Here is a 2,501-nt window from a genome sequence, read left to right on the forward strand (position 1 = left end):
TGAGGAACATTTTCATCTGCTCCCGGCTGGTGTTCTGGGCCTCGTCCAGAATGATGAAGCTGTCATCCAGGGTCCGGCCCCGCATATAGGCCAGGGGGGCCACCTCGATGTTCCCCCGCTCCAGGTATTTCTGATAGGTCTCCGCCCCCAGCATGTCAAACAGGGCGTCGTACAGAGGCCGGAGGTAGGGGTCCACCTTGCTCTGAAGGTCGCCGGGCAGAAAGCCCAGCCGCTCCCCGGCCTCCACGGCGGGACGGGTGAGGATGATGCGGTTCACCTGCTTGTCCCGGAAGGCCATGACGGCGGCGGCCACCGCCAGATAGGTCTTGCCTGTGCCGGCGGGGCCCACGCCGATGGTAACAGTATTTTTCAGAACCGACGCGATATAGTCCTTCTGTCCAATGGTCTTGGGCTTGATGGGCCGGCCCTTGGCGGAGATGCAGAGGACGTCGCCGGTCAGCTCGGCAATTTTCTCCTCCTTCCCCGCCCGGACCATGCCGGCCACATACCGGACGTTCTGCTCCCCAATGGCCTCTCCCCGGCTGGAGAGGGTCAGCAGAGCCTGAATGGCCTTGCAGGCCAGGCTCACGTTCTCCGCCTCGCCCTCCACCCGCAGCTCACTGTCCCGGTTCACCACGACGACGGAGAATTCCTGCTCCAAAAGCCGGATATTCTCGTCGAAGGAGCCGAAAATGTTGATGGCCTGCTCCAGCCGCTCAATGCTTATCCTTTGTTCCAACTGTTTCACTCCAGTTCCGTGCGGGCTCAGGGGCCCGCTTCTTCTGTTTGTCCCGTCTCCTCCGTATAAATCGGCACGCTCTCGCCAATCCGCTCCCGGCACTCCGCCGACAGGGTCACCTCCAGCGCGTCCCCCCGCTGCCGGGAGGCGCACAGGGTGGAGATCACCGTCCCATAGGGGTCCACCATGCTGCGGAGCTGCTCCGTCAAAACCGCCTCGGCGGTTTTCTCCGCCTGGGCGGCGGAGCGGGAGACGGGGACGGTCTCATAAAAGCGCCAGGTCTCCCGCTCCAGCGTGACGGGCAAAGGGATGCCGAACAGAGTCCAGGGTATCCGTTCCATCATTTTATCACAATTCCCCCGGTCAATGCTACTGTTTGAAAAGAATTTTATCCGCCGGGTCCCAAAAATCAGGGAAAATCCGGTGGTCTCCTCCCCGGTGTACCGCTTTTCCGCCGCCGTCAGGGGCATGACGGTCCGCAGCGTGTACCAGGTCCGGGCCGTCACCTCTCCCATGCCCCCCAGCACCCGGGCCCCTACGGTGTCCGTGTCCTCCACGCCGGAAATCAGCAGCTGCCCTTCCGTCACGGCGGAGCCGGGCAGCACGGCGGCCACGCCGCCCATGGTCTGAACCTCCAGCACCAGCCCCGCCCGCCGGGCCACCAGGTTGGAGGGGACCCGCTTGTCAATGAGCACCGGGGCGGGGATCCGCTCCCGGACCTGGACTGTGGCCCGGCAGCCGGAGACGTTGACGGCAATCCAGCTCAGCTCCGGCACATCCAGCAGCACGTGGTTCCGGATGCCCTCGTTGTCCAGGGACAGGCCGAAGGAACCGATATGGACGTCGTTTTTCTCCAGCGCCCGGAGGATTTTTTCCGTGGGCACCGTCTCGTTCCCCTCCACCTGGAACTCCCAGATGAAGAAGGACCCCAGAAACAGCCCCATGGCGCAGAGCACCAGCCCCACCGCCAGAGTCTGCCGGTGGCGGAAGCGCAGCAGGAAATAGGGCACCCCCTCCCGGCCCAGGGCCGTCAGGGTGCAGTCCAGATTTTTCGCCGCCCGGCGGAGCCGCTGCCAGTCCCCCCGGGAAAGGCGGCAGGTGAAGGAGCTGGGGGACTCCCACTGAAGGTCCCAAAAGGCCAGGTCCCTGGCTCCGCAGAGGTTCAGCACCCGTTCCGGAAAGGCGCACTCCACCCGGACCCGGACCTGCCCCTGAAGACGGTTGACAATCCCTTTCATCCTTCCTCCGCCCCCACCCATTCCACCGCGTCAATGCGGCCGCCAATGCGCATCTCCTCCGCCGTCATGGCCATAAGTGTCAGGCGGCTTCCCTTAACACGCAGGACGCCCACGGCGGTGTTGGCGTCGATTCGGGTCTCGCTGTAGCTCAGCAGGCCGGTGTGGCGCTCCAGGTACAGCTGACGGCCTCCGATCATCTCCATCCGGGGCAGGCCCGCCACAATATCCGCCGGCAGGTCGAAGAGCTCCGCCACTTCTCCCAGAAATCCGCCGTTTTTCCGATCACCTTTTCGTTCGCTTCTCCGTTCGCTTTTTCGATCTCGCTCCATCCCGTTCACCTCAAAGCCTTGGTCTGTCCTCAAAGCCTATGCGGCGGCGGGCCTCTTCTTGCCTGTCTTTTTTCCGCCGTTCTTCGCCTGCCGTTCTTCGACTGCCGTTCTTCGCCTGCCGTTCTTCGCCTGCCGTTCCCTCGCCTGCCGTTCTTCGCCTGCCGTTCTTCGCCTGCCGTTCTTCGCCTGCCGTTC

3 protein-coding genes are annotated in these 2,501 nt (G+C 63.9%); all 3 read right to left on the reverse strand.

Annotation, left to right across the window (positions count from 1 at the left end; translation table 11 throughout):
* The coding region (locus tag Q0063_RS14635; RefSeq protein ID WP_297872686.1) for a PhoH family protein at positions 1–739 on the reverse strand (739 nt) is incomplete at its 3' end.
* 26 nt (positions 740–765) lie between these two features.
* Positions 766–1,977, reverse strand: a complete 1,212-nt coding sequence (locus Q0063_RS14640) for a sporulation protein YqfD (RefSeq protein ID WP_297872687.1) — start codon at positions 1,975–1,977, stop codon at positions 766–768.
* On the reverse strand, positions 1,974–2,306 hold the full coding sequence (locus Q0063_RS14645) for a YabP/YqfC family sporulation protein (protein ID WP_297872688.1): 333 nt from the start codon (positions 2,304–2,306) through the stop codon (positions 1,974–1,976). Before Q0063_RS14645 ends, Q0063_RS14640 begins: the two co-directional genes overlap by 4 nt.
* Positions 2,307–2,501: the final 195 nt, after the last annotated feature.

Source organism: uncultured Oscillibacter sp. (assembly GCF_947654275.1).
Taxonomy (GTDB): Bacteria; Bacillota; Clostridia; order Oscillospirales; family Oscillospiraceae; genus Oscillibacter.